Genomic DNA, 25,573 nt, shown 5'->3' with positions numbered 1-25,573 from the left:
AGGACAGTCAGTGAATCACGACGACGAAAGCGAACTCTTCAACCGACTCGAAGCCGACATGCTTGCCCCCACCGCGCCCGACTCGGGTGGGGAAGTGGTCGACCTCGACAAGGCTCGGTCGGCCCGGACCGAGTCGGCCGACCCGCACGCCGACCGGTCGGCCGACTCAACCCACGGACGGTCGGGTGATGGGTCGGGCGACCCGGACGAGCCGATGATGGTCGACGGCCCGGCCGAAGTCGGGCCCGGGTTCATGGGCCGGATCATCGGGGCCAAGCGCCGGGCGATCGTCCCCGCCTGGCTCCGGTCGGCGGCCGAGCTGCGGACCGCGACCCGGTGGGCAGCAGGGCACTACGGGCACCTGGCCGGGTACCACGCAGTGCGCTCCCCGTACTACGCCGCCCGCCTCACCTTCCAAGCCCCCGTCGGGGCGGCGAAGTTCATGGGCGGGACGATGCGGTGGGTGGCCGACCGGGAGGGCGAGCCGGTCCGGCTCGCTTCCGTCCGGCGCGAGGACGCAGCCGAGTACCTCAAGCTCTCCCGGCAGCGTGACGGCCGGGTCCGGCTCCGCACCCTCGTCGCGGTGCTGGGCATGTTCGTGGGGCTCGGTGTCGCGCTCGCCATCTACGTCCTCGCCCCCGGCTGGCTCCAAGCCCTCTCGGCCGGGGCTCTGCTGCTGGCCCTCGGGTCGGCCGGCACTCAGGCCGACGCCCCGGTCATCACCCGCGCCGTGGAGATGACCAAGGCGCCCAAGCTCACCAGTGACATCGTGCTGCGGGCCCTCGGGGCTCTCGGGATCACCGCGATCAACCAGGTGCAGAGCAAGGGTCGGGACGGGTTCACGTTCACCGCCCCGATCACCCGCGACGGCCCCGGATGGCGCGCGGAGGGAGATCTCCCGTACGGCGTGACGGTCACCGACGTCATCGAGCGCCGCGACAAGCTGGCCTCTGGCCTGCGCCGCCCGCTGGGGTGTGTGTGGCCCGAAGCCGTCCCGGACGAGCACACCGGCCGTCTCGTGCTCTGGGTCGGTGATCAGGACATGTCCACGGCCACGAAGCCCGCATGGCCGCTGATCAAGGGCGGGGCGGTCGACCTGTTCAAGCCGGTCTCCTTCGGCACCGACCAGCGCGGCCGGTGGGTCGAGATCACCCTGATGTACATCGCCGGGGTCATCGGAGCGATCCCCCGCATGGGCAAGACGTTCCTGCTCCGCCTGCTCCTGCTCATCGCAGCACTCGACAACCGCGCCGAGCTCCACACCTACGACCTCAAGGGCACCGGCGACCTCGACCCGGTGGGCGAGCGGGTCTCGCACCGCCACCGTGCCGGGGACGATGACGAGGACATCGAATACGCGCTGGCTGACCTGAGGGAACTGCGCACCGAGCTGCGCCGCCGGGCCAAGATGATCCGGTCTCTGCCGCGAGACATCTGCCCGGAGTCGAAGGTGACGTCCGAGCTGGCGAACAAGCCCAAGCTCGGGCTGCACCCGATCGTCATCGGGGTGGATGAGTGCCAGGTCTGGTTCGAGCACCCAAGGCACGGGGCCGAGTTCGAAGAGATCTGCACCGACCTCGTCAAGCGCGGACCCGCCACCGGCATCGTCCTGCTCCTGGCCACGCAGCGCCCGGACGCAAAGGCCCTGCCCACCGGCATTTCGGCGAACGCGTCGGCCCGGTGGTGCCTGAAGGTCATGGGCCAGCTGGAGAACGACATGGTCCTCGGTACCTCCTCCTACAAGCGGGGGCTCCGGGCCACGATGTTCAGCTGGAAGGACAAGGGCATCCACTACTTCGTCGGTGAAGGCGCCGACGCACGGATCGTCTCCTCCGTCTACGTCGACGCCCCCACCGCCGAGGTGATCGGGCTGCGGGCCCGCCGTCTGCGCGAAGCCGCCGGAACCCTCACCGGCCACGCGGCCGGAGAGGTCTTCGAGGACCGAGAGACCAGCGGCTTCGATCTCCTCGCGGACATCCTCGCGGTGGTGCCGGTCGAAGAGCCGAAGCTGTGGTCCGAAGTCGTCGTGGCCCGTCTCTCCGAGCTCCGGCCGGACGTCTACGGCGGCTGGGAGCCCGAACAGCTGGCCGCAGCCCTCAAGCCGCACGGCGTCAGCACCGGCCAGGTCTGGGGCAAGACCGAAGCCGGGAAGGGCGCCAACCGGCGCGGGATCGAGCGCTCCCACATCCTTACCGCGATCGCGGAGCGTGACGGAAACCGGGACGCCAGCTAGCCCCGCTCGCCGCTAGACCTAGCAGCACACCCCGCTAGGTCTAGCGGCACCGCTAGCGGCACATTCGCTACTTGATCAGCCAACTAGCCTCTAGCGCCCCACCTGCGTAAACCCCCGAAACAGGCCCGGGAGGCCCTTCATGACCCCTGCCCTGCTCGCTAGCGCACTCCTCCTGCTCATCACACTCAGTTACAGCGGTCTGTGTGCGGTCTCGCCGTTCGGAGACTGCCGCAAGTGCCGCGGCTGGGGCTTCGCGACCAAGACCGACCGCAAGGGCCGGGCCAAGCGCGGCAAGGACTGCCGCCGCTGCAAGGCCACCGGCAAACGCATCCGCATCGGACGCCACCTCTACAACGTCGCCGCCCGCCTCCACCGCGACGGCACCCGCTGAGCACTCACCCTCACTGCACCGGAAAGGGGCCCGCCGTGGCCGTCACCGTCTCGCTCGTCCTGCTCTTCGGACTCGTCCTGTTCTTCCTGCTCCGCTCCAACACCCTCAGCTGGGGCGCCGCGTTCATCGCCGTCATGTTCGGGTTTTTCCTCGCCTCCACCGGCGCATCCGGACCCATCAACGAACTCACCACCGCCGTCATCCACGCCGTTCCCGACCTGTGAAGGGGCACGCCATGAACGAACCCCTCATCCAACGCCACTGGGTCGCACTCGCGGCCCCGAAGATCGCCCCAGCCGTCGCCACCTCCACCGTGCTGATCCTGGGCCGGATCTGGAACGCCAACGGCGCCGAACACTCCGCCGGCAACGCCGCCTTGATGGTCGTGCTCGCAGCCGGAGCGGCAACAGCCGGCGCTTTCGCGTCGGCCGGTCGCGCCGGTGACTCCGTCATCGCCGGAACCGCGTTCGCTACGTCCGGAGGGCTCGCCCTCGCAGGCGTCGCCGGATACGCCGACGGCCTTCCCCTCCCGCTGCTGCTGTGGGCTGTGGCCACCGCCGCGGCCTACGGCATCGCCGCACGCTACTGGCGCACCGACCGGCGCGACACCGTCGACTACGAGCGGCAGACAACGAAGCGCCGCGAGGAACAGGGTCACGTCGAACGCGTAGAGGCTCTGCGGGCCGGCGCACAGATCGAGGTCGCCCGCTCCGGCGCCGCCTACGCCGAGCAGCTCGCCACCGCGCTCATCACCCGCGCCGCCCTGCCCGGCTTCGACCCGCAGACGCTCACAGACGCCGGTCTGCCCGAGCTTCCCACGCACACCGAACACCGTTAGCTCTGCCCGGGGCGGTCGCCTCTCGCCAAAGACCGCGACCGCCCCGGTTCCCTTGTCCCTTCGCAGAAACAGGAGAACCCTCAGCATGACACCAACACCTGCCCCGACGCTGCTGAGCGCCGCCCTGGGGGCCGTAGCGCGCGGCTGGCCCGTCTTCCCTCTGCGCCCCGGCGACAAGCGGCCCGCCGGGCACTCCGAACGACACTGCCCCGGTACCGGTCGCTGCTCAGAAGGACACCGCACCCCGGAGCACCGCGCCACACTCGACGGCGAGCAGATCGCCCGGTGCTGGCAGGCCGCCCCGTACAACGTCGGCATCGCCACGGGCCCCGCCAACCTCGTGGTCGTGGACTTGGACGTGCCCAAGGACGAGACCGACGCCTCGCCCGCCGAGTGGGCGGGAGCAGCGGACGGCCTGGACGTGTTCGCCATGCTCTGCGAGCGCGCCGGGGAACGGTTGCCGACCGAGACTTACTCGGTGCGCACTCGCCGCGGCGGCCAGCACCTGTACTTCACCGCACCCACCGGAAAGCAGCTACGCAGCACGGCCAACGTCCTGGGCTGGAAGGTCGATACTCGGGCCTGGGGTGGCTACGTGGTGGGCGTCGGCAGTGCTGTGGGCGGAGCGTCGTACGAGATCATTCACGACGCGTCACCGGCCCCCCTCCCTGCGTGGCTCAGTGACCTGCTCGCCCCCAAGCCCGCACCGGCCCCGATGCCGCTGGCTGAGCTGTCGGCCCGGATGCGCAACGCCACCGCCTACAGCACCGCCGCACTGCGCGGGGAGCTCGAAAAGGTGCTGTCCGCCCGCGAGGGCGGTCGTAATCGTGCCGTGTACTTCGCGGCCTACGCCCTCGCGCGGATGATCCGAAACGGTGATCTCGTCGAAGCCGCCGTCAGCACCGAACTCATGAGCGCCGGGCAGTCGATCGGCCTGCCCGCCGGAGAGTGCCGCACCGCGATCCGCTCCGGCTTCGTCCGGGGCGGCGCGACGGAGGCGAGCGCGGCATGAGCGGCAGGGAGGAACTGCCCGTTCCGTCCAATCCGATGGCCGTGGCGCGTCGCCTGCTCCCAAGCTGGCAGAACGAGAACCAGCGCCTTGTGTGCCGTCGCTGGCGCGGATCGTGGATGCGTTGGACGGGCACGTGCTGGCGCGATTTGGACGATCAGCAGATGCGGTCCTCGCTCTACAAGCGGCTGGAGTACGCCACCTACAGCGTCCCGGGCAAAGATGGCCAGCCCGAGATCCGCGACTGGTCGCCCACGAAGCAGAAGATCAGCAACCTGCTCGATGCCCTGGGAGCCATCACGCTCCTGCCTACCGACACCGACGCCCCTTCGTGGGTCGAGCAGGACGCCGCGGGCAAGGACGGCAGCCCGATCGTGGCGTGTGAGAACGGCTTGCTCCGCATCCGGGACCGGGCCCTTTTGCCGCACACTCCCGGCTTCTTCAACCTCGTATCCGTCCCGTTCCACTACGACCCCGCCGCCACGGCGCCGACATGGGAACGCTTCCTTCGGCAGATCTGGCCGGACGACCAAGCGGCCCTGGACGCGCTGCAGGAATGGTTCGGGTACGTCCTCTCCGGCCGTACCGACCAACAGAAGATCCTGCTCATCAAAGGGCCGTCCCGCTCGGGCAAAGGGACCATCGCCCGAGTCCTCAAGGAACTGGTCGGACGTGAGAATCTCGCCGGGCCGACGCTCGCCGGGCTCGGCAGCAACTTCGGTTTGTCCACGCTGCTCGGCAAGCCGCTCGCGGTCATCTCCGATGCCCGTCTGTCCGGCAAGGACGGCGGGCAGGTCGTCGAACGGCTTCTCACCATCTCTGGTGAGGACACCATCGACATCGACCGCAAGTTCCGCGACCCGTGGACCGGCAAACTGCCGACGCGGCTGATGATCCTCACCAATGAGCTGCCGAGCTTCGGGGACTCCTCGGGAGTCATCGCCCGACGCTTCATCGTGCTCAACATGACCGTCTCCTGGCTCGGCAAGGAAGACACGGCCCTCACAGACAGGCTGGCCGCCGAGATGCCCGGGATTCTCAACTGGGCCCTTGAAGGGCTGGCCCGACTCCAGCGCATCGGCAGGATCACGGACCCGCCTTCCTCTCAGGAAGCGGTCATCACGATGCAGGACACCGCCTCACCGACGAGCGCGTTCATTCGCGAGCGCTGCACCGTCGGGGCCGCCTGTGAGGTCCCGGTCGACACCTTGTGGGCGGTCTGGCGTGAGTGGGCCGAGGACAACGGCGTACGAGCCGTCGGGACCAAGCAGATGTTCGGAAGGAATCTGCTCTCCGTCGTGCCGCAACTGCACCGTGCGCGTCCCCGCGACGCGTACGGCCGGCAGGTGCCCACGTACACCGGCATCACGCTCACGCCGTCCGACCGGCGATAGCCGGTGTCGCGACTCAAGCGACTCACGCCGCCCCGAACGGCCTCTGAGTCGCTTGAGTCGCGACACACAGCAATGCGGACTCAACACACACCAGCTCGCGTGACCGCACCGAGGAGTGCCATGTCCCGGCTCGAATTGCTGAAGAACGAAGAGAACCCGCAGGACCTCGATCTCACCCTCCTCGCCGTGACGGTCGAGGAAGCCGCACGCCGCCTGAGTATCGGCCGGACCACGATGTACGGCCTGATCCGTGACGGAGCCGTCCAGACGGTCCCGTTCGGCCGTAGCCGACGAGTCCCCGTTCAGGCGCTCATCAACTACCTGAACCAGCACATGCAGCCCAGCATCAACCACGCCGCGGCGTAAGGAGCATCCATGGCCAAGCGGCCCAAGCGCCCGGACGGGGCGTCATCCATCTATTTCGGCAGTGACGGCTACTGGCACGGACGAGTGACCGTCGGAATCCGGAACGACGGAACGCCGGATCGGCGGCATGTCATGAGCAAGATCAACGAAGGGGAGGTGATCAAGAAGGTCCGCGCGCTGGAGAAGCAACGGGATGAAGGCAAGGTACGGAAGCCCGGACGCCCGTGGACCGTCAAGGCGTGGCTGCTGCACTGGGTGGAGGAGATCGCCAAGCCGTCGGTGCGAGAGAACACGTACGCCGGTTACGAGGTGGCCGTACGGGTCCACCTCGTGCCGGGCGTCGGGGCTCACCGGCTGGACAAGCTGGAGCCCGAACACCTGGAGCGCTTCTACAGCCGGATGCTGGCCAACGGCAGCAAGCCCGCCACCGCGCACCAGGCGCATCGGACGATCCGCACCGCGCTGAATCACGCGATGCGCCGCGGCCACGTCACACGGAATGTCGCCACACTCGCGGTCCCGCCGAGGATCGAGGAAGAGGAGGTGGAGCCGTACGACATCGAAGAGGTGCAGCGCCTGCTCTCGGAGGCCGCCAAGCTTCGGAACAGTGCTCGCTGGTCCATCGCGCTCGCTCTGGGACTCCGGCAGGGCGAAGCGCTCGGGCTCCGGTGGGCAGACCTCGATACGAGCAGCGGAGTTCTGCGCGTCAGGAAGAACAGGCTGAGGCCGAAGTACCTCCACGGGTGCGGCGGCGACTGCGGCGCGAAGCCGGGGTACTGCAAGAAGCGGGTCAGGAAGAACGAGGACACGGCAAGCACGAAGTCGCGCGCCGGGCGACGCGTCATCGGTGTCCCTGACGAACTGGTGCGGCTGCTGGAGCTCCACCGCAGAGAGCAGGCGCGCGAACGGGCGATCGCGGGGGAGGACTGGCGAGAGTCCGGGTTCGTCTTCACCTCTCCCGTAGGCGAGCCGCTGGTACCGAGCACGGACTACGACGCCTGGAAGCGGCTGCTGACCGATGCGAAGGTTCGGGACGGGCGCCTGCACGATGCCCGGCACACCGCGGCAACGGTGCTGCTCATCCTCGGTGTCCCCGAGCGGGTCGTGATGCAGATCATGGGCTGGTCGTCCACGGCGATGGCCGCCAGGTATCAGCACGTGACGGGCGGCATCCTCGCCGACGTCGCGCAGCGGGTCGGAGGACTCATCTGGGAAGTGGCCCACGACGCTGACGACAGCGGCGCGGAGGGCTCCGAAGAGTCTCGTTGAGACTGCAGATGAGACTACGAACGCCGAAGGGCCCCGCAGCAAGCTGCGGGGCCCTTCAACGTATTGCCCGGTGAGAGCAATGGCGGAGGATACGAGATTCGAACTCGTGAGGGGTTGCCCCCAACACGCTTTCCAAGCGTGCGCCCTAGGCCACTAGGCGAATCCTCCGCGGCAAACAATACAAGACGTTGAGGAGTGCTCGCGAACCCGTTCCCCTCCGGCTCCCCTCCGGGCCCTCCGGGGCGGTCGCAGAAGGTGGGGAGGTGGACCGGGAGGGGTGGGGATCGGCTAAGGTGGGGCTCAGCCCCTCACGTGGCGCTATCTGACTGAACTCCCCCAGGGCCGGAAGGCAGCAAGGGTAGGTTGGCTCTGGCGGGTGCGTGGGGGGCCCTTGTGTTTGCCCCTGTGTTTCCAGAGCGGCCCCTGCGTTTCCGGGGGAGTGGGGCGGCGCCCCGCCGGTCCGGGGCCGGTTGTCGGTCCGCCCGGATAACCTCGTATGTGTGTCGTCCCTTGCGCTGTACCGCCGCTATCGCCCCGAGTCGTTCGCCGAGGTCATCGGGCAGGAGCATGTCACCGACCCGCTGCAGCAGGCCCTGCGGAACAACCGGGTCAATCACGCGTACCTGTTCAGCGGCCCGCGCGGCTGCGGCAAGACGACCAGTGCGCGCATCCTCGCCCGCTGTCTGAACTGCGAGCAGGGTCCGACGCCAACGCCGTGCGGGGAGTGCCAGTCCTGCCGGGACCTCGCGCGCAACGGGCCGGGATCGATCGACGTCATCGAGATCGACGCCGCATCGCACGGTGGCGTGGACGACGCCCGTGATCTGCGGGAGAAGGCGTTCTTCGGGCCCGCGTCGAGTCGTTACAAGATCTACATCATCGACGAGGCCCACATGGTCACCTCGGCGGGGTTCAACGCCCTGCTGAAGGTGGTCGAGGAGCCGCCGGAGCATCTCAAGTTCATCTTCGCGACCACCGAACCCGAGAAGGTCATCGGCACCATCCGGTCGCGTACGCACCACTACCCCTTCCGTCTGGTGCCTCCGGGGACGCTGCGCGACTATCTCGCCGAGGTCTGCGGCAAGGAGAACAGCCCCGTCGAGGACGGCGTGCTGCCGCTCGTCGTGCGGGCCGGGGCCGGGTCCGTGCGTGACTCGATGTCGGTGATGGACCAGCTGCTGGCCGGCGCGGGCGACGAGGGTGTGACCTACGCCATGGCGACCTCGCTGCTCGGTTATACGGACGGCTCGCTGCTCGACGCGGTCGTGGACGCCTTCGCCGCGGGTGACGGGGCCGCAGCCTTCGAGGTCGTGGACCGGGTGATCGAGGGCGGCAACGACCCGCGCCGCTTCGTCGCCGACCTCCTGGAGCGGCTGCGCGACCTGGTGATCCTCGCCGCCGTTCCGGACGCCGCCGAGAAGGGCCTGATCGACGCCCCCGCCGATGTCGTCGAGCGGATGCAGGCCCAGGCGTCCGTCTTCGGCGCCGCCGAACTGAGCCGCGCCGCCGACCTGGTCAACGAGGGACTGACGGAGATGCGCGGGGCGACCTCGCCGCGCCTCCAGGTGGAGCTGATCTGCGCCCGGGTGCTGCTGCCCGCCGCCTTCGACGACGAGCGTTCGCTGCAGGCCCGGCTGGACCGGCTGGAGCGCGGCGCGTCGTTCGCGACCGCCGGTACGGGACCCGCCATGGGGTACGTGCCCGGGCCGGAGGCCCTGGCCCACGCACCCGTCGCACCGCCCGTGCAGCCCGGCGCCGGACCCGCCGCCGCGCGTGCGGCGGTACGGGGGGAGGCACCGGCCGCCGTGGTGGCGCCCCCCGCCCCTGCCGCACCCGCACTCGCCCCCGCCGCAGAGGCCCCGGTGTCCGCGCCGCCCGCGCCGCCCGTCGTTCCGCAGCCGCCCGCCGACAGCCCCGCCGCCCCGGCCCCCGCGGGCGGCCAGCGCCCCGGTGCCTGGCCCACCGCGACGACGGCGCCGGATCCGGGCCGTCGTCCCGGTGGCTGGCCGACCGCTTCGACGCCCGGTCAGGCGCCGGTTCCGCAGGCGGCCGCGGCCCCCGCCCCGGACCGGGCCGCGCCCGCGGGACCTGCGCCCGCCGCCGAGCCGAGCCCGGGAATGGCGCAGGGCGCCGGCCAGGTACGGAACATGTGGCCGGACATCCTGGAGGCCGTGAAGAACCGCCGCCGGTTCACCTGGATCCTGCTCAGTCAGAACGCCCAGGTCACCGGCTTCGACGGCACCACCCTGCAGATCGGTTTCCTCAACGCGGGCGCGCGCGACAACTTCGCGAGCAGCGGCAGCGAGGACGTGCTGCGGCAGGCGCTCGCCGAGCGGTTCAACGCCCAGTGGAAGATCGAGGCGATCGTCGACCCCTCGGGCGGCGCCGGGGCGCCTGCGCACACCGGTGGCGGCCGTCCCTCCGCCGGACCGCCCGTGCAGCACCGTCCGGCCCCCACGCCCCAGCAGAGCTACGAGCCCGGGCCCACCCCCGCGTCGCAGCAGCAGCCGGGTCCCGCGCCCGCCGCGGAGCCGGCACCGTCGGCGTACTCGGCGTCCGAACCCCCGCGGTCGGTCGCTCCCGAGGACGACATTCCGGAGGCGGACGACCCGGATCTCGTCGACTCGGCGCTCTCCGGCCACGACCTGATCGTGCGCGAGCTGGGTGCCACCGTGGTCGAGGAGTTCAACAACGAGTAGCGACGGGAGCGGTGTGCGGTCGGGGCGCCGGTCCGGTGGGACCGGGTGACGAACGCCCCGGCCGGGGCGTTCGTCCAGAGCGCCCGGCCGGTCCGGCGGGCGGTGCGCCGGGTGTCCACGGAACGGCATCCGTCGAGGCCGCCACGCCCCGGCGGTTAGGCTGCACCCCGTGAAGGTCCTCGTCATCGGCGGCGGCGCCCGCGAACACGCCCTGTGCCGCTCTCTCTCCCTCGACCCCGACGTCACCGCTCTGTACTGCGCTCCCGGCAACGCCGGCATCGCGGAGGTGGCCGAACTGCACCCGGTCGACGCACTCGACGGCGACGCCGTCGCCCGTCTCGCCACCGACCTGGGCGCCGAGCTGGTGGTCGTCGGCCCCGAGGCGCCGCTCGTCGCCGGAGTCGCCGACGCCGTGCGCGCCGCGGGCATCCCCTGCTTCGGCCCCTCTGGCGAGGCGGCCCGGCTGGAGGGCTCCAAGGCGTTCGCCAAGGACGTGATGGCCGGGGCCGGTGTCCCGACCGCACGGAGCTACGTCTGCACCACCCCCGCCGAGATCGATGCCGCGCTCGATGCCTTCGGCGCCCCGTACGTCGTCAAGGACGACGGGCTCGCGGCCGGTAAGGGCGTCGTCGTCACCGACGACGTCGAGGCCGCCCGCGCCCATGCCCTGGCCTGCGACCACGTGGTCATCGAGGAGTTCCTCGACGGACCCGAGGTCAGCCTCTTCGCGATCACGGACGGCACCACCGTGCTGCCGCTCCAGCCCGCGCAGGACTTCAAGCGTGCCCTGGACGACGACAAGGGCCCGAACACCGGCGGTATGGGTGCGTACTCCCCGCTCCCGTGGGCCGACCCCAAGCTGGTCGACGAGGTCCTGGAGTCGGTGCTCCAGCCGACCGTCGACGAGCTCCGCCGCCGCGGTACTCCGTTCTCCGGGCTGCTGTACGCGGGCCTCGCGATCACCTCGCGCGGCGTCCGGGTGATCGAGTTCAACGCCCGTTTCGGCGACCCCGAGACCCAGGTGGTCCTGGCCCGCCTGAGGACCCCGCTGGCCGGCGTCCTGCTGGGCTCCGCGGAGGGCACCCTCGATGAGCTGCCCCCGCTGAAGTGGCGCGACGAGGCCGCCGTCACGGTGGTCATCGCCTCGCACAACTACCCGGGTACGCCGCGCACGGGGGACCCGATCGAGGGGCTCGACGACGTGGCGGCACAGGATGCCCCGCACGCGTACGTCCTGCACGCCGGGACCAGGCGGGATGGCGACGCGATCGTCAGCGCCGGCGGCCGGGTGCTGTCGGTGACCGCGACCGGCAAGGACCTCGCGGCCGCTCGTGAGCGCGCCTACACGGCGGCGTCCCGGATCCGGCTCGACGGTGCGCAGCTCCGTACGGACATCGCCCGGAAGGCCGCGGAGGCCTGAGACCGGGCGAGGCCGGGGCCGGACGGCCCCGGCCCTGCCCGCGCTCCGACGGCCCCTGCCCCGCCCGTTCCGACGGCCCCGGCCCTGGAAGGCCCGGACCGGGGCCGTCCGTTTCGCCTGCCCCCTGGCTCGAGCCGCTCCCCGCACCCGATCGACACCCACCGACGTGGCGCTGCCTCAAGAACGGCGCCGTGTCAGCACCTTTACCCAAAGCCATTCCATCGAGTGACGGCTCAGCTATCTGGATGACGCTTGCCGAGGCCCCAACTAGGGTGCGGCGCAAGCATTCCGGCACTTGGCCCACCGGCATTGCGATGTCAGTGACGGGTGCCACAGTGGGGGAGTGAACAACACCGCCGCGGGGGCAGAGGGGGTGACGTCCGGCCGTGTCCGGTACCGGTACGAGTGAGGAGCTGGGTGCGCAGAGCGCGCGTGCCCGGGCTCTCGCTCTGCTGCGCATCCGCAGCAGAGCGACCGCTGTGGCCATCCTGCCGGCGGCGGTGGCCGTGGTACTGCTCGCGGCGGGCGCACAGGGCCATGCCGTCGGCAGCGGCTGGGACGCGGTGCGCTGGATCGCTGCCGTCTGCGCGGTCGTCGTGCTCCTGCTGGGCGCGGTGGTCGCGGTCGCGGTCGTACGGGCGAGACCGGCGGTCAGCCCGACCGTCCCGCTCCCGGAGGACGCCGCCCCCGATCTCTACCGCATGGTCAGGGACCTCGCCGACCGGCTCGGGGTTCCCGCGCCGTCGGCGATGGCGCTCACACCCGACTGCGACAGCTGGCTGGAGGACCGCACGCACCCCGCGGCGCAGCCCGGAGCGGCCCGCCGCACACGTTCGGCGGGCCGGCGCCGCAGCCGCTGCTCGGCGGCTCCCGTGCTGGTCATCGGTTCGCCGTTCCTCTGGTGGATGCGGGTCGCGGAGCTGCGGGCCGTCCTCGCTCCGGTCGTCGCGGGCACGGGTCCCTCCGCGCATCCCGACATAGCCGCAGCACGTCGTTTCGTACGGGGACTGGACGGAGTCGTTGCCGACGCGGCCGCACCCGTCTCCGGACCGATGCCCGGGGTACGCAGAGCGCCGCGGGTCTTCGCCGGCTGGGTCGCCCGGTTGCTGCTGAGCAGATGTCGGCCCCATGCCGCGGAGATGGAGCGGGGAGTCGCCGCCGCCGCGTCGGTCTGTGCACAGGGTGTGGATTACGGTCTGCGGATCGTCGCCCAGGAGCAGGTGGGCCTCGCCTGTGCGGGCTGGGACCGACTGCTCACCCGGGTCGCGCTGCCGGCCTGGCAGATGGGTCGCTGGCCGTCCCGGCTGGATGCGGGTGTGGTGTCCGCCCTCACCGAACTCTCCCGTCGCGACCGGCTCGCCGACGGGTTCACCGCCCGGCTCGGTGAGCGCCCTGCCTGCGACCTTCTGGAGGAGCCGGGCGCGGCCGACGAGGCGGCGTCGCTGCTCGCGGCCCGGCTCTTCCACGGCGGCCCGACGCAGAGCGGCCCCGACTGGGCTCCGGTCGATTGGCAGCAGTACCCGGAAGAGGTGGTCGACCGGAAATGGCGCACCGAGGCGGCACGCCTGCACCGGGTCCTCGACTCGACGGATGCGACGCCCACGGCGGCCACGGACGGTTCCTCCGGGCATCCCGGCCGTTCCGGTGGCTCCGGTCCCGGTCGCCCTGTCGGTCCCGGCCGTCCTGTGTTCCCGCTCGGCCTCGACGCCGGAGTGCCCACGCTGGCCCGGGTCGTCGAGCACCTGTCCGGACGGAGCGGGAGCAGCGAGGACCTCGCTGCCCGGATCAGCGCCGTGGTGGCCCGTGAGACGGAGGCCCGACAGCCCCGGAGCGGCGCCGTGTCGAGCTCGGCGGGAGCCCGGAGTGCTCACCCGGGCGGGGACGTCCCGGAGTCCTGGGGCCCCGGCCCTCTCCCGCTCTTCCCGCTCCAGCCGCCCCGTACGGGTACGGAACTGCTCGCCGAGCATGTCGCGGCGATGGTCTGCTGCGCCGCCGTCGACACGGCGGGTGCGGTGCCCGGACTCGACTGGCTCGACGGTCCCGTGCTGCTGGTCGGCGGTGAGCGGCGGGCGGATCTGGGCAGCCCCGTCCTCCGCCTGGTCGAGGACGGGGACGCGGGGCCGCTGTGTTCCTGGCTCGCGTCGGTCGGGGTCCGCACCGACAAACCCGTCCGTCTCGTCTGAAGCGGACCCCCGCATACCCGGAAGATTGCGTTCCATTCCTGTCAATGAGCGACGAACGGTGACGGAGTGCATGCGTTATGTGATGTGCTGGGGACCGACGCTGACGGTCGGCACGTCACTGTTGTCTCGGGGGACCAGGGAGGGGAGCGATATGGGGGCGGACCAGATTCGGCGGTGGGAGTCGGGTGCTTCGGCGCATGCCGTCTCCGACCCCTTCGGCCAGGGCCCGCTGCCCTGGCTGCGCGGCAGCGAGAACTACGTCGACGACAGCGGGCACGTCGTCCCCTGGTACGCGGACCCCACACTGACCCGCAGCTCCGACGGCGGCACCCGCACCGCCGACGACGTGCACCGCCAGATCAAGGGCTTCATCTCCACGGGCGCCGCCGCCCCCGGAGAGGCGATCGACTTCCACATCACCGTGGACCCGCCCCAGCAGTTCACCGTGGACATCTACCGCATCGGTCATTACGGAGGCGACGGCGCCTCCAAGATCACCACGAGTCCCCGGCTCTCCGGCATCGCCCAGCCCGCCCCGCTCACCGCCGACCGGACGGTCTCCTGCCACCACTGGTGGCAGTCCTGGCGGCTGCAGATCCCCGGCTACTGGTCGATCGGTGCGTACGTCGCCGTGCTCACCACGGTCGACGGGCACCGCTCCCACATCCCGTTCACGGTCCGCGACAACCATCCGGCAGATCTGCTCCTGGTCCTGCCGGACATCACCTGGCAGGCGTACAACCTCTACCCGGAGGACGGCCGCACCGGCGCCAGCCTCTACCACGCCTGGGACGAACAGGGCCGCCTCCTGGGCGAGGAGGACGCCGCGATCACCGTGTCCTTCGACCGCCCGTACGCGGGTGCGGGTCTGCCCCTCCATGTCGGTCATGCCTACGACTTCATCCGCTGGGCCGAGCGGTACGGCTACGACATCGCCTATGCCGACACCCGAGACCTGCACGCGGGCCGGATCGACCCGGGCCGCTACCGGGGCCTGGTCTTCCCCGGCCACGACGAGTACTGGTCGGTGCCCATGCGCCGGACCGCCGAACGCGCCCGCGACGGCGGTACCTCGCTCGTCTTCCTCTCCGCCAACACCATGTACTGGCAGGTCAGCCTCTCCCCGTCACCGTCCGGCGTCCCGGACCGGCTGCTCACCTGCCGCAAGCGCCGCGGTCCGGGAAAGCCCGCCCTCTGGCGCGAGATCGACCGTCCCGAGCAGCTACTGCTCGGCATCCAGTACGCGGGCCGCGTCCCCGAGCCGCACCCCCTGGTCGTCCGGAACGCCGACCACTGGCTGTGGGACGCCACGGAAGCCGGCGAGGGCGACGAGATCGACGGCCTGGTCGCGGGGGAGGCCGACCGGTACTTCCCGCGCACCGCACTTCCCGCACACGAGAGCCGCATCCTGCTCGCCCATTCCCCCTACCGGGACAGTGAGGGAGCCAAGCGCCACCAGGAGACCTCTCTGTACCGGGCACCGTCCGGCGCACTCGTCTTCGCCTCCGGCACGTTCGCCTGGTCCCCGGCGCTGGACCGCCCCGGTCATGTGGACCCCCGCATTCAGCGCGCCACCGCCAATCTCCTCGACCACATCTGCAAACGCGCCTGAAAATCTTCCGGGGCACGGCGCGCGACGCCACGGACGCCCCCGTTCCGACCCGGCGCACCCGATACGGGAGAATCGTTACGACTCCTGGATCAACCTACGCGGAGGCAGCGTGTCCGGATTTGTAGAAAAGCCCGAACCAGTGCAGGTCCCGGGGCTCACCCACCTTCACACCGGCAAGGTGCGCGACCTGTACCGGAACGAGGCGGGCGATCTCGTCATGGTCGCCAGCGACCGGATCTCCGCGTTCGACTGGGTTCTGCCCACCGAGATCCCGGACAAGGGCCGCGTCCTCACCCGGCTCTCCCTGTGGTGGTTCGACCAGCTCGCCGACCTCGTCCCGAACCACGTCCTGTCCACGGAGCTCCCTGCCGGAGCCCCCGCGGACTGGGCCGGCCGCACCCTGGTCTGCACGTCGCTGCGGATGGTCCCGGTCGAATGCGTCGCCCGTGGCTACCTCACCGGCTCGGGCCTCGTCGAGTACAACGAATCGCGCACGGTCTGCGGCCTCGCGCTGCCCGAGGGCCTCGCCGACGGTTCCGAGCTCCCGGCTCCGATCTTCACCCCCGCCACCAAGGCGGCGGTCGGCGACCACGACGAGAACGTGAGCTACGAGGAGGTGGCCCGCCAGGTCGGCGCGGAGACCGCCGCCCACCTGCGCCGCACCACGCTGGACGTGTACAGCAGGGCCCGCGACATCGCCCGTGAGCGCGGCATCATCCTCGCCGACACGAAGTTCGAGTTCGGCTTCGCTCCCACGGCCGACGGCGGCGAGAAGCTGATCCTCGCCGACGAGGTGCTGACCCCGGACTCCTCCCGCTTCTGGCCCGCGGACAGCTGGGAGCCGGGCCGGGCCCAGCCCAGTTACGACAAGCAGTTCGTACGCGACTGGCTGGTCTCCCCGGCCTCCGGCTGGGACCGCAAGAGCGAGCAGCCGCCCCCGGCGCTGCCCCAGGAGATCGTGGACGCGACCCGGGCGAAGTACCTGGAGGCGTACGAGCGCCTCACCGGCATGCCCTGGCGGTAAGCGGCTCCCGGACACGAAGAAGCCCCCGGCCGAGAGACCGGGGGCTTCTTGCTGAACCGAGCGGACGACGAGATTCGAACTCGCGACCCTCACCTTGGCAAGGTGATGCTCTACCAACTGAGCCACGTCCGCAGGCGCCGAAGCGCGAGGACCACTATACCCATGCGCGCCCGTGCGCGGGACGCACTGCCGCAGAGCAGTCCTCCGCCCAGGCTTCGAGGCGCCCCGCGAAAGGCGGTTCCGGGCGTTCCCCCGTGACAGCGCCGCCCGCTCGGCGATCTCCCTGACCAGCGCCCCGCCGACCGCCGGCTCCCGTTTCCAGGCCTCGCGCGCGGTCGGCGGTGGGGCCCCGGAAAGATCCCATCGGCCGCCAACTCCGCGACCGCACACCGCTGTCCCGCGTGCTCCGTCCGGTGATCCCGGCCGGCTGCCGGGCGGGACGATCTTCGGTGCCAAGGTCGGGACATCCACGGAGGGGTCCGCTTCGGACGCCCCGGCCGACTCGGGCCCGTCACGATCGCCGTCCGGCCGTGCGGCCGTTGGACCCGCAGGGATGTGGCCACACTCACACCGCCGATGCCGGGCATCTCCCAGTCGGGGAAGGGGAGGGGAGGGCGGAGGGGGTGAGTGGGAATGCGACGAAGGCCCCGGTCGGATTCGACCAGGGCCTTCGTCTTATCAAGAGCGGACGACGAGATTCGAACTCGCGACCCTCACCTTGGCAAGGTGATGCTCTACCAACTGAGCCACGTCCGCATTGCTGCCGCTCATTGTACTCCCTTTCGAGAGATCCATCGGGCGGTGCGAGCACTACTCTACCTGATCCACCGGAGTGGTCGTGAAGAGCGATGCAGAGCGGGTGACAGGAATTGCACACTGCGCCTTCCCCCTGGAAGGGGGATGTTCTGCTACTGAACTACACCCGCACGCTGCGTGAGGTTCGGCTTTGCGGCCTTGCCCCTCGGCGTGCTCCAGACTTTAGCCGACCTGCGGGGGTGTAGCGCAAGTCGGCTCCCGCGGGGTGTCGTCGAGGCGTGCGCCAGGGCGTTCGTGAGCGTGCGCCAGGGCGTTCGCGAGCGTGCGCCGGAGCGTCGGCGCGCGTGCGCCGAGATCCGCTCGTCGACCGCCCCGGCCGCCGGGCCGGTCGGGCGGTCCGGCGGCCGGGCGCTCAACTGGCTTGGCGGAACGCCTCGTAGACCTTCTTGGGGATCCGGCCGCGGGCCGGCACCTCCATCCGGTGGGAGCGGGCCCAGGCGCGCACGGCCGCCGGATCGGGTTCGAGCGAGGTGTGCCGGTACGGTCCCGGAGTCCTGCCGCGCTTTCTGGTATTTGTCTGCTTCCGGCCCGCCGCCATGTACGGCGCCAGGGCCTTGCGCAGTTTCTTTGCATTGGACGGATTGAGGTCGATCTCGTACGACTTCCCGTCCAGGGCGAAGGTGACCGTTTCCGCCGCTGCTCCCCCGTCGATGTCGTCGGAGAGCGTGACCACTACGCGCTGAGCCACGAATATCGGTCCTTTCCTACGGTGTCGGCGCGTCTGATATGCGCTGATACCGGCCTTCCGGCTGTTAGGCGGATGGGGGTCGACAGATGTCGACTGTTTAGGGGTAATTCTGCATTCCCCGGTAATCATTTGTACAGCGATGAGTGCCGCATGGTGAAGCCCGTCCAATTACCTCCGCGTGTCAGCCTTCTGTATGTGTCGGCAGTAAGAATCTTTGCAGGACTTTCCTCGTGTGTTGCCGCAGTCCTTATCCGGCGCGATCGGGGCCTGTGGATATCTACTCGCGTAGAATTTCTGGCCGGGTAGGCTGAGGGGACCTGCGGGGGTCTGGGGAACCCTCCGGAGAATCAGTCGCACCACACCACCACCGGGAGTGCCAGTGGCACGCGTCGTAGTCGACGTCATGCTCAAGCCCGAGATCCTCGACCCGCAGGGACAGGCGGTGCAGCGTGCACTGCCCCGTCTCGGCTTCGAGGGAATCGCGGACGTACGTCAGGGAAAGCGTTTCGAGCTCGAGGTCGAGGGGCCGGTCGACGAGGCCGCCCTCGGTCGCATTCACGAGATGGCCGAGACCTTCCTCGCCAACACCGTGATCGAGGACTTCACCGTCAAGGTGGAGAAGGCCGAGGAGTCGAAGTGACCGCTCGCATCGGAGTCGTCACCTTTCCCGGCACGCTGGACGACCAGGACAGCCTGCGGGCCGTACGGGTCGCGGGCGCCGAGCCCGTCTCGCTGTGGCACCGCGACAAGGACCTGCACCAGGTCGACGCGGTCGTCCTGGCGGGAGGCTTCTCCTACGGCGACTACCTGCGGGCCGGAGCCATCTCCCGCTTCTCGCCGGTCATGGAGACGATCATCGAGAACGCGCGGGCGGGAATGCCGGTGCTCGGCATCTGCAACGGCTTCCAGATCCTGACCGAGGCGCACCTGCTGCCCGGCGCGATGCTGCGCAACAACCACCTGCACTTCATCTGCCGCGACCAGAAGCTGCGCGTCGAGAACGCGGAGACCGCCTGGACCTCGGACTACTCCGCGGGCCAGGAGATCTCCGTCCCGCTCAAGAACATGGACGGGCGGTACGTCGCCGACGAGCGCGTGCTCGACGAACTGGAGGCGGAGGGCCGGGTCGCTTTCCGCTATCTGGACATGAACCCCAACGGCTCGCTGCGCGACATCGCCGGCATCACCAACGCCGCGGGCAATGTTGTCGGTCTGATGCCGCACCCGGAGCACGCCGTCGAGCCGCTGATCGGAACCGGTCGCACCGACGGCCTCGGTTTCTTCACCTCGATCATCAAGAAGCTGGTCAACGCATGAGCCTGGATACGGTCAAGCACGCGGCCGAGACCCCGGACGTCGCGCAGCCCTGGAAGGAGCTCGGCCTCAAGGAGGACGAGTACGCCCGGATCCGCGAGATCCTGGGCCGCCGTCCCACCGGCGCCGAGCTCGCCATGTACTCCGTGATGTGGTCCGAGCACTGCTCCTACAAGAGCAGCAAGGTCCACCTCAAGCAGTTCGGCGAGAAGGCCCCGGTCAACGACGCGATGCTCGTCGGCATCGGCGAGAACGCCGGTGTGGTCGACGTCGGTCAGGGGTACGCGGTCACCTTCAAGGTCGAGTCGCACAACCACCCCTCGTACATCGAGCCCTACCAGGGTGCGGCGACCGGTGTCGGCGGCATCGTCCGCGACATCCTCGCCATGGGCGCCCGCCCCGTCGCCGTCGTCGACCCGCTGCGGTTCGGCGCGGCCGACCATCCCGACACCAAGCGCGTCCTGCCGGGTGTCGTGGCGGGCATCGGCGGCTACGGCAACTGCCTGGGGCTGCCGAACATCGGCGGCGAGGTCGTCTTCGACGCCTGTTACCAGGGCAACCCGTTGGTCAATGCCGGCTGCATCGGCGTGATGAAGCACGAGGACATCCACCTCGCCAAGGCGTCCGGCCCCGGCAACAAGGTGATCCTCTACGGTGCCCGCACCGGTGGCGACGGCATCGGTGGCGTCTCGGTGCTGGCCTCGGAGACCTTCGAGTCGACCGGCCCGGCGAAGCGCCCGGCCGTCCAGGTCGGCGACCCGTTCCAGGAGAAGCTCCTCATCGAGTGCACCCTGGAGATCTTCCGCGAGAAGCTCGTCGCCGGTATCCAGGACCTCGGTGGCGCCGGCCTGTCCTGCGCCACCTCCGAGCTGGCCTCCGCCGGCTCCGGCGGCATGCGCGTCGAGCTGGACACCGTGCCGCTGCGCGACTCCTCCCTCTCGCCCGAGGAAATCCTCATGAGCGAGTCGCAGGAGCGCATGTGCGCGATCGTCGAGCCGCGGCACGTCGAGCGTTTCCTGGAGATCTGCGAGAAGTGGGACGTCATCGCCACCGTCATCGGTGAGGTGACCGAGGGCTCCCAGCTGGAGATCTTCTGGCACGGCGAGCAGATCGTCGACGTGCCGCCGCGGTCCGTCGCCCACGAGGGTCCGACGTACCACCGCCCGTTCGCCCGGCCGTCCTGGCAGGACGCGCTGCAGGCCGACGACGCGGGCAGGCTGGCGCGTCCGGCGAACGGCGCGGAGCTGCGCGAGCAGGTCCTCCAGCTGGTCGCTTCGCCGAACCAGGCGTCGAAGTCCTGGATCACGGACCAGTACGACCGGTTCGTGCAGGGCAACACCGTGCTCGCGATGCCCGAGGACGCCGGCATGGTCCGGATCGACGAGAAGTCGAACCTGGGCGTGGCCATGGCGACCGACGGCAACGGCCGGTACGCCAAGCTCGACCCGTACACCGGTGCGCAGCTCGCGCTGGCGGAGGCGTACCGCAATGTCGCCGCCTCCGGTGCCAAGCCACTCGCGGTCTCGGACTGCCTGAACTTCGGTTCGCCCGAGGACCCGGACGTGATGTGGCAGTTCGCCGAGGCCACCCGTGGTCTCGCGGACGGCTGCCTGGAGCTGGGTACCCCGGTCACCGGCGGCAATGTGTCGCTGTACAACCAGACCGGTGAGACGGCGATCCACCCGACGCCGGTCGTGGCCGTGCTCGGTGTGATCGACGATGTCAGCCGGCGTACGCCGGTCGCCTTCGCGGACGAGGGGCAGCTCCTCTACCTGCTGGGCGACACGCGTGAGGAGTTCGGCGGCTCGGCCTGGTCCGAGGTCGTCCACGGGCACCTGGGCGGCATGCCGCCCCAGGTCGACCTGGGGCGCGAGAAGCTGCTCGGCGAGATCCTGATCTCGGCGTCCCGCGACGGCATGATCGACGCGGCGCACGACCTCTCCGACGGCGGTCTGATCCAGGCGGTCACCGAGTCCTGCCTGCGGGGCGGGAAGGGTGCCCGGCTGGTCGTGCCGGACGGTCTGGACGCGTTCACCTTCCTCTTCTCCGAGTCGGCGGGGCGCGCGATCGTCTCCGTTCCGCGCAGCGAGGAGCTCCGCTTCAACGACATGTGCGGGGCGCGGGGTCTGCCCGTCACCCGGATCGGTGTCGTGGACGGTGAGGAGATCGAGATCCAGGGCGAGTTCAGCATTCCGCTCAGCGAGCTGCGCACGGCGCACGAGGAGACCATTCCGGGTCTGCTCGCCTGACGTCTGATTCCGCCTGAGGACGGCCCCGCCCGGATGGGAGGGGCCGTTCTCGTTTCCTGCTTCCGGCCTGCATCCGGCAAATATGGATCAAGTCAAGAATTGGGCAGAGGTCAATATTCATCCTGGTACGGTGCGGCCATGACTGAGGGGATGAGCCTGCGCGAGCGCAAGAAGCTCCAGACGCGCCACCGTCTGCTGAGCGCGGCCGCCGGACTCTTTGCCGAGCGCGGCTTCGACCAGGTCTCGGTCGCCGAGATCGCCGAGGCGGCCGACGTGTCGAAGATGACGGTCTTCAACTACTTCGCCGGCAAGGAGGACCTGGTCCTCGCCCCTCTGGAGGAGCACATCGGCGATGTCGCGCGCGTGGTGCGGGACCGGGCCGTAGGCGAGTCCGCGACGGACGCGGCGCGGCGCCAGTTCCTGGCGGCCGTCGAGGCCCACGACCCCTCGGTCGGGATGAGCGACGCACCACTGGCGCTCGAACTGCGTCGGCTGATCCAGGAGACCCCGGCGCTGCTCATCCGGGCTCATGCGTCCTCCCTGCGCTCCCTCGACCTGCTCGCGGAGGTCCTGGTCGACGAGGGTGAGGAGCCGGCTCTCGTCAGGATCGCGGCCGCGCAGCTGATCGCCACCCGGAACGGTCTGATCGTGCACAACCAGTTGCGGCTGCTGGCGGGGGAGTCGGCGGACCAGGTCGTGCCGGATGCCCTGATGCTTGCCGGGCGGGGCTTCGACCTGCTCGACCAGGGGATCGGCTCCTTCGCGACCAGGTCCTGAGGCCGCGCCCGTACACCTGGGCCGAGTCCGGGGAACCGTGCCCCGCCCGTGGGCGGATGGCGGAAAGGTCAGCCCGGCCCGAGGGCTGTCGGTAGGCTCCTGGACCATGCCGCCGTCCCGGAAACGAGCCCGTCGCTACGACCCCGCCAGGACCCGCACCGCGGTTCTGGCGCAGTTCGCCCACGTCCGCGCAGCCGTACGGGGCCTGACGCCCGAACAGCTCGCCGGGCCGACCCGGCTCGGGGACTGGACGGTGCGCGAACTGGCCGCCCATCTGACCATGGGCCTCTCGCACCTCGTCCGGATGCTGGAACAGCCCGAACCGGCCCTGGCCGCCCCCGAGGTGGCCCTCCTCGACTGGCCGTTCTCGACGGCCGACCGGGCCGCCCCCATCGCCGACGGCACCAAGGCGCTCGCCGCGGACCGGCCGGATCTCGACGCGCTGTACGGGGAGGTCGCCGAACGGTTCGAGGAGCTGGTGCCGGGCGCCCCGGAGGACCGGCTGCTGCAGGCCCCGGCCGGGACGATGCGGCTGGCCGACTTCCTCGTCACCCGTACCGTCGAACTCGTCGTGCACACCGACGACCTGAACGACGCGGCCGGGCTCGATATCCCGTACGACCGGCAGGCGCTCGCCGCCTGTACCCGGCTGCTCGCCGACGCCCTCGCGGACAGGGCCCCGGGCGGCTCGGTCGAGGTGCGGATCCCGCCGTTCGCGGTCGTCCAGTGCGTCCAGGGCCCCAAGCACACCCGCGGTACGCCGCCCAACGTCGTCGAGACCGATCCGCTCACCTGGATCCGGCTCGCCACCGGACGCACCACATGGGAGCGGGCCCTCGACGCGGCAAAGCTCGACGCCAGTGGCGAGCGGGCCGACCTCTCCGCCCTGCTGCCGCTGATGAGATGAGCCGGGAACGGCCGCCGGCGTCGTCTCGCGGCGGCTTGACCCCGTCTCCGGGAGGCCGTCCGCGGATACGCGCGGCGGCCCTGTCCCTCACCGCGGAGAACGGCAAGGGACACGGGTGTCGGCCACCGAGGCCGCGGACCGGCTCAGGATCCCGTCGGGTACGGCAGCAGGCCGGCGTCCGTCCGCTCCCAGGAGGCCCGCAGCTCGGCCAGCAGTTCCGGCTCCGCGGCGGCACGATCGGCCTGCTCCCGCTGGTCCCGGGAGAGCTGGAACAGCTGGTCCCGCCCGCCGCTGCCCCGGTAGTACTTCCAGTCGCCGCGCCGCAGCGCCCGCTCCTTGCGCACCCGCCAGAACAGATCTCGTTCCTGCGGCTCCTCACCCCGCAGCAGGTACCCGGCGAGGCTGATGCCGTCCAGCGGATATGCCGGGTCCGGCCGGGCGCCGCCGAGCTCCAGCAGGGTCGCCGTCCAGTCGGGCGAGAACACCGGCAGACCGCTCACCTGGTGCGGATCGATCCTGGCGGGCCAGCGCAGCACCGCCGGAACCCGGATGCCGCCCTCCAGGAGGGAGCTCTTGTTGCCGGAGAGCGGCCACTGGTAGGAGAACCGCTCACCGCCGTTGTCGCTGGCGAAGAAGACAAGGGTGTCCTCCTCCTGGCCGGATCGCGCCAGGGCCTTCAGCACCTCACCGACGGACCGGTCCAGGTCCTCGACCATCTGCCGGTACTTCTCGACCGTGCCGCCGTCGGCGTGGAACAGGGCCGACAGGCCCCCGGCCTTGATTTTTCGGACGACCTCGGCGCTCTCGGCCGTGTCGCCCTCCGCGATCCACGGCCAGTGCGGGGTGGTGAAGTTGAGGTTGAGCAGCCACGGCCTGTCGTGCTCGCGCTGGACGTACTCGCTCGCCCGCTCGGTCAGGATCCGCGTGTAGTAACGCAGGTCCCGGTACTCGGCATCACCCTCGTACAGGTCGTACTCGCCGCCCAGGCCGAGCTTGGAGTAGTACTCCAGCGCGCCGCCGAAGTTCCCGAAGAACTCGTCCCATCCTGACTTGGTCGGGCTGTAGTCGGGCAGATAGCCGCAGTGCCACTTGCCGATCAGCGCGGTGGCGTACCCGGCGCCGCGCAGCAGCGAAGCGAGCGTGGGGTGGGTGGGTTCAAGCCCCACCGACCGGTCCGCGATGGGTTCGGCGAGCCCGCCCTCGGTACGGCCCGGATAGCGCCCGGTGTAGAGGCTGAACCGGGTGGGGGAGCAGGTGGCGGAACCGGAGTAGGCGTCCGTGAATCGCACGCCCTGCTGTCCCAGCCGGTCCAGATGGGGCGTGCGGATGTGCGGCGATCCGTAGGAGGAGAGGTCGGCCCAGCCGAGGTCGTCGCCGAGGATGAAGAGGATGTTGGGCCGCCGGGAGTGCTTGCCCCGGGCCGCCCGGAAGGGCCGCTCGTGGACCTCTTCGGCCACGGGGGCCGCCGAGGCGGGGGAGGCGGCCGGGATTCCCACGGCGGCGGTGGCGGCCGTGACACCGACAGCGGCCCCGAAGGCGCGCCGGGTCAGCGGCGCATGCGACGCATGGGAACGCAAGTTCGAATTTTGTGACGACATGAATGCTCCGAAGGCAGGGTTGGATCGCGGGCAGCGGCGGAAGGGGAGGTGGGACCCGTCGGCCACCGTCAGGAGCCGGCCGCGGTTCCGGGTGCGTGCGGCCGTGCGCGGGTGACGGGAGGCGGGTGTGGCCGCAGCCGGCGCGCGGCGGAGAGGGGGAAGCGGTACCGGCCGTGCGCGACAAAGGCGCAGAAGAAGAAAAGGCCGGGAGCGCGCCGGGGAATCAGGTGCAGCGACAGATGGCGCTCGCGACACGTCCCAGATCGACGTGGCGGCGCTCCACGAGCGTGACCGTGCGGTCGCCGAGAGGCTGCATGGGGCAGGAGACTGTCAATCGGTCATGCGCCTGTCAATGAGGGTCTCGCACTGTGGACCGCCGGGTGCGATTCGGTGCCCGGACCAGGCCCGGCCTGGTCCGGCCGGCGGCGCGAAGACCCCGCTCCGCCTGGTGCGAGCCCGTTCGGGAGGCCGGATGCGAACCTGTCAGGTGTGAGGCTCGCCACGAAACAGACGTTCGGGCAGACTCTCTGATGGAGCGTCGTCGACTCACCGAGCGCCACGGTCCGTCCCGGCAGGACGGCTTCGGGCGTGCCGGAACGGGTCGGTGAACGGCCGCTGGTCCGGCGGCCCCCGCCCTGTGGCCGGTTCGCGCCGGCTCCTAGCGCCCTGATGTTCCGGAATCAATCACTCCAAGTGATCGTCCCGCAGAATCCTCGAAAGGTCCTCCGGGGCGCTTACCCGGTGCTCGGGACCGGTATCCCGAATTCGGACCAGTGGTCGACCTCG

Annotated in this window: 21 protein-coding genes, 4 tRNA genes and 1 other RNA gene; 19 read left to right on the top strand and 7 right to left on the bottom strand. The window is 70.4% G+C overall.

The window, feature by feature from the left end:
- Positions 1–10: 10 nt before the first annotated feature.
- The 8 genes from AB0L71_RS27260 to AB0L71_RS27225 all read left to right on the top strand — a co-directional run bounded on the left by AB0L71_RS27260 (position 11) and on the right by AB0L71_RS27225 (position 7,500).
- On the top strand, positions 11–2,233 hold the full coding sequence (locus AB0L71_RS27260; RefSeq protein WP_365247765.1) for a cell division protein FtsK: 2,223 nt from the start codon (positions 11–13) through the stop codon (positions 2,231–2,233).
- A gap of 139 nt (positions 2,234–2,372) precedes the next feature.
- Positions 2,373–2,624, top strand: a complete 252-nt coding sequence (locus tag AB0L71_RS27255) for a hypothetical protein (protein ID WP_362450908.1) — start codon at positions 2,373–2,375, stop codon at positions 2,622–2,624.
- 35 nt (positions 2,625–2,659) lie between these two features.
- Entirely contained in the window at positions 2,660–2,848 is a 189-nt protein-coding gene (locus AB0L71_RS27250; protein WP_365247763.1) for a hypothetical protein, read from the top strand.
- Between the two features lie 11 nt (positions 2,849–2,859).
- Entirely contained in the window at positions 2,860–3,462 is a 603-nt protein-coding gene (locus AB0L71_RS27245) for a hypothetical protein (protein WP_365247761.1), read from the top strand.
- A gap of 85 nt (positions 3,463–3,547) precedes the next feature.
- Positions 3,548–4,474, top strand: a complete 927-nt coding sequence (locus tag AB0L71_RS27240; RefSeq protein ID WP_365247759.1) for a bifunctional DNA primase/polymerase — start codon at positions 3,548–3,550, stop codon at positions 4,472–4,474.
- Complete coding sequence (locus AB0L71_RS27235; RefSeq protein WP_365247757.1) at positions 4,471–5,865, top strand: phage/plasmid primase, P4 family; 1,395 nt, start codon at positions 4,471–4,473, stop codon at positions 5,863–5,865. Before AB0L71_RS27240 ends, AB0L71_RS27235 begins: the two co-directional genes overlap by 4 nt.
- A gap of 120 nt (positions 5,866–5,985) precedes the next feature.
- Positions 5,986–6,231, top strand: coding sequence for a helix-turn-helix domain-containing protein (locus tag AB0L71_RS27230; protein ID WP_365247755.1), 246 nt, complete (start codon positions 5,986–5,988; stop codon positions 6,229–6,231).
- A 9-nt stretch (positions 6,232–6,240) separates the two neighbouring features.
- The gene (locus AB0L71_RS27225) at positions 6,241–7,500 is read left to right on the top strand and encodes a tyrosine-type recombinase/integrase (RefSeq protein WP_365247753.1); all 1,260 of its coding nucleotides are present in this window, start codon (positions 6,241–6,243) and stop codon (positions 7,498–7,500) included.
- An 80-nt stretch (positions 7,501–7,580) separates the two neighbouring features.
- Here the strand turns inward: AB0L71_RS27225 and AB0L71_RS27220 are convergent.
- Positions 7,581–7,668, bottom strand: a tRNA-Ser gene (locus AB0L71_RS27220).
- 132 nt (positions 7,669–7,800) lie between these two features.
- Here AB0L71_RS27220 and ffs point away from each other — a divergent pair.
- The 6 genes from ffs to AB0L71_RS27190 all read left to right on the top strand — a co-directional run bounded on the left by ffs (position 7,801) and on the right by AB0L71_RS27190 (position 16,438).
- Positions 7,801–7,895, top strand: an RNA gene (gene ffs / locus AB0L71_RS27215) — signal recognition particle sRNA small type.
- Between the two features lie 105 nt (positions 7,896–8,000).
- Entirely contained in the window at positions 8,001–10,199 is a 2,199-nt protein-coding gene (locus AB0L71_RS27210) for a DNA polymerase III subunit gamma and tau (protein ID WP_365247751.1), read from the top strand.
- Between the two features lie 169 nt (positions 10,200–10,368).
- Entirely contained in the window at positions 10,369–11,619 is a 1,251-nt protein-coding gene (gene purD / locus AB0L71_RS27205; protein ID WP_365247749.1) for a phosphoribosylamine--glycine ligase, read from the top strand.
- Positions 11,620–12,005: 386 nt separating this feature from the next.
- Positions 12,006–13,802 (top strand): hypothetical protein, encoded by a 1,797-nt coding sequence (locus AB0L71_RS27200; protein ID WP_365247747.1) that lies wholly within the window; start codon positions 12,006–12,008, stop codon positions 13,800–13,802.
- A gap of 151 nt (positions 13,803–13,953) precedes the next feature.
- A complete protein-coding gene (locus AB0L71_RS27195; protein WP_365247745.1) occupies positions 13,954–15,414 on the top strand; it encodes a N,N-dimethylformamidase beta subunit family domain-containing protein in 1,461 nt (486 codons plus the stop codon).
- A 109-nt stretch (positions 15,415–15,523) separates the two neighbouring features.
- The gene (locus AB0L71_RS27190; protein WP_365247744.1) at positions 15,524–16,438 is read left to right on the top strand and encodes a phosphoribosylaminoimidazolesuccinocarboxamide synthase; all 915 of its coding nucleotides are present in this window, start codon (positions 15,524–15,526) and stop codon (positions 16,436–16,438) included.
- 59 nt (positions 16,439–16,497) lie between these two features.
- Here AB0L71_RS27190 and AB0L71_RS27185 read toward each other — a convergent pair.
- The 4 genes from AB0L71_RS27185 to AB0L71_RS27170 form a co-directional block, all read right to left on the bottom strand.
- Positions 16,498–16,570, bottom strand: a tRNA-Gly gene (locus AB0L71_RS27185).
- Positions 16,571–17,121: 551 nt separating this feature from the next.
- Positions 17,122–17,194 (bottom strand) — tRNA-Gly (locus AB0L71_RS27180).
- A gap of 98 nt (positions 17,195–17,292) precedes the next feature.
- Positions 17,293–17,364, bottom strand: a tRNA-Gly gene (locus AB0L71_RS27175).
- 242 nt (positions 17,365–17,606) lie between these two features.
- On the bottom strand, positions 17,607–17,942 hold the full coding sequence (locus AB0L71_RS27170; RefSeq protein ID WP_365247742.1) for an Lsr2 family protein: 336 nt from the start codon (positions 17,940–17,942) through the stop codon (positions 17,607–17,609).
- A gap of 373 nt (positions 17,943–18,315) precedes the next feature.
- Between AB0L71_RS27170 and purS the strand changes: the two genes are divergently transcribed.
- The 5 genes from purS to AB0L71_RS27145 all read left to right on the top strand — a co-directional run bounded on the left by purS (position 18,316) and on the right by AB0L71_RS27145 (position 23,189).
- Entirely contained in the window at positions 18,316–18,582 is a 267-nt protein-coding gene (gene purS, locus AB0L71_RS27165) for a phosphoribosylformylglycinamidine synthase subunit PurS (RefSeq protein WP_283852935.1), read from the top strand.
- Positions 18,579–19,259 carry a phosphoribosylformylglycinamidine synthase subunit PurQ gene (purQ, locus tag AB0L71_RS27160; RefSeq protein WP_365247740.1) on the top strand — a complete coding sequence of 227 codons (681 nt, stop codon included), beginning with the start codon at positions 18,579–18,581 and terminating at the stop codon, positions 19,257–19,259. Before purS ends, purQ begins: the two co-directional genes overlap by 4 nt.
- Complete coding sequence (purL, locus tag AB0L71_RS27155) at positions 19,256–21,505, top strand: phosphoribosylformylglycinamidine synthase subunit PurL (protein ID WP_365247738.1); 2,250 nt, start codon at positions 19,256–19,258, stop codon at positions 21,503–21,505. Before purQ ends, purL begins: the two co-directional genes overlap by 4 nt.
- Before the next feature lie 138 nt (positions 21,506–21,643).
- On the top strand, positions 21,644–22,282 hold the full coding sequence (locus AB0L71_RS27150; RefSeq protein WP_365247736.1) for a helix-turn-helix domain-containing protein: 639 nt from the start codon (positions 21,644–21,646) through the stop codon (positions 22,280–22,282).
- Positions 22,283–22,388: 106 nt separating this feature from the next.
- Positions 22,389–23,189 (top strand): sterol carrier family protein, encoded by an 801-nt coding sequence (locus AB0L71_RS27145; protein WP_365247734.1) that lies wholly within the window; start codon positions 22,389–22,391, stop codon positions 23,187–23,189.
- 143 nt (positions 23,190–23,332) lie between these two features.
- Here AB0L71_RS27145 and AB0L71_RS27140 read toward each other — a convergent pair whose 3' ends face one another.
- Together AB0L71_RS27140 and AB0L71_RS27135 are read right to left on the bottom strand one after the other, a co-directional pair.
- A complete protein-coding gene (locus tag AB0L71_RS27140) occupies positions 23,333–24,787 on the bottom strand; it encodes a sulfatase-like hydrolase/transferase (RefSeq protein WP_365247732.1) in 1,455 nt (484 codons plus the stop codon).
- Positions 24,788–25,010: 223 nt separating this feature from the next.
- Complete coding sequence (locus tag AB0L71_RS27135) at positions 25,011–25,103, bottom strand: putative leader peptide (protein WP_365247730.1); 93 nt, start codon at positions 25,101–25,103, stop codon at positions 25,011–25,013.
- Positions 25,104–25,573 lie beyond the last annotated feature (470 nt).

This window comes from Streptomyces sp. NPDC052052, assembly GCF_040680455.1.
GTDB lineage: Bacteria > Actinomycetota > Actinomycetes > Streptomycetales > Streptomycetaceae > Streptomyces.
Note: the sequence above shows the minus strand (reverse complement) of the source record. Positions and strands in the feature narration are given on the sequence as shown.